Raw genomic sequence first — 2,079 nt, 5'->3', positions numbered from 1 at the left:
GAATATTTACTTTTTGTGGGCGGAAATTCATCAACAAAAATGAGTCAAAAAATAGTGGTAGAATAATTTTTTATATTAAAATTGATGTAAAAATCACCGAATAAAAAATTAATAAAAAAAAACTGCATACTTTTGCAGTCCAAAAACAGGCAGTTTAGACTGCAAAAATTACGACAAAAAAAGATACATGGCAAAGAACTTAGTAATTGTAGAGTCACCAGCAAAAGCAAAAACCATCGAGAAATTTCTTGGAAAAGATTTTCAAGTAGAATCTAGTTATGGACATATAGCAGATTTGCCTTCTAAAGAGTTAGGTATTGATGTAGATGGAGATTTTAGTCCAAAATACATTGTTTCAGACGATAAAAAACCTGTTGTTAAAAAATTAAGAACCTTAGCAAAAAAAGCAGATACAGTTTGGTTAGCAAGTGATGAAGATAGAGAAGGAGAAGCAATTGCATGGCATTTAAAAGAGCAATTAGATTTAAAAGATGCCAATACAAAACGTATCGTTTTTCATGAAATTACTAAAAAAGCCATTTTAAAAGCAGTCGAAAATCCTAGAGATATAGACTATAATATGGTAAATGCACAACAAGCACGTAGAGTTTTAGATAGACTTGTTGGGTACGAATTATCGCCAGTTTTATGGCGCAAGGTAAAAGGAGGTTTGTCTGCAGGTAGAGTGCAATCTGTTGCTGTTCGTTTAATTGTAGAAAGAGAACGTAGCATACAAGAATTTACACCAGAAACACATTACAAAGTAGTTGCAGAATTTTCTAATAAAGAAGGCAAAACCTTTAAAGCAACCATACCTAAAAATTTCGATTCTAAAAAAGCCGCAGAAAGCTTTTTAAAATCTTGTGCAAATGCCGATTTTTCAATTGCAGACTTAACAAAAAAACCTGCAAAAAAATCGCCAGCAGCACCTTTTACAACTTCTACATTACAGCAAGAAGCATCTCGTAAATTAGGGTTTCCAGTAGGTAAAACTATGCAGGTTGCACAACGTTTGTATGAGGCTGGTTTAATCACTTATATGAGAACAGATAGTGTAAACTTATCTGTTGATGCTCGAAACGAGGCAGAAGAGGAAATAACTAATTATTACGGAAAAGAATATAGCAAACAGCGTGTTTTTAAGTCGAAAGCAAAAGGAGCTCAAGAAGCCCACGAAGCCATTAGACCTACAAACATGAAAATGCATGCGATAGATACAGAATATGATCAAAATAGATTGTACGATTTAATTTGGAAAAGAACGCTAGCTTCCCAAATGAGCGATGCACAATTAGAGCGCACCAATGTAAAAATAGAAAACTCTGAAAATAGTAAAATATTTACTGCAAATGGAGAAATGATTAAGTTTGATGGTTTCTTAAAAGTATATTTAGAGGGAAATGATGATGAAGATGGAGAGGAACAAGCGGGTATGTTACCAAATTTAAAAGTGCAAGACCAATTAGACTACACTTTTATAAATGCAACTCAACGTTTTACAAGTCCACCATACAGATTTACAGAAGCGTCTTTAGTAAAACAATTAGAAGAATTAGGTATTGGGCGTCCATCTACTTACGCGCCAACAATTTCTACTGTTCAAAGAAGAGGATATATAGAAAAGGGGCAAAATGAAGGTGTTGAAAGAGAATATCAACAAATAATTTTAAAAGATGCCAATGTTAATACGCAAACATTAACTGAAAAAACGGGCTCAGATAAAAATAAATTGGTACCTACAGATATCGGTAATATTGTAAACGACTTTTTAGTAGCCAATTTTTCTAACATTCTAGATTTTGGTTTTACAGCCAAAGTAGAAAATTCTTTTGATGATATTTCTGAAGGCGATGAGAATTGGACAGAAATGATAAAAGATTTCTACACCAAATTTCATGATAATGTAGAAGATGTTAAAGAAAATGCAGAAAGAGAAAGTGGAGAGCGTATTTTAGGAGAACATCCAGAATCTGGTAAAACAGTCTTAGTACGTTTGGGTAAATTTGGTCCAATAGCACAAATTGGTGCTCCAGAAGATGAGGAAAAGCAGTTTGCAAGTTTAAACAAAGATCAAAATTT

1 protein-coding gene is annotated in these 2,079 nt (G+C 33.1%); it reads left to right on the top strand.

Annotated elements, in window-relative coordinates:
* Positions 1-187: 187 nt before the first annotated feature.
* A partial coding sequence (topA, locus tag ACTG3S_RS08800) for a type I DNA topoisomerase (protein ID WP_439128986.1) occupies positions 188-2,079 on the top strand: 1,892 nt, incomplete at its 3' end.

It is taken from the genome of Polaribacter sp. (assembly GCF_965656025.1).
Lineage (GTDB): Bacteria > Bacteroidota > Bacteroidia > Flavobacteriales > Flavobacteriaceae > Polaribacter.
This window is presented reverse-complemented; position numbering and strand designations above follow the sequence as displayed.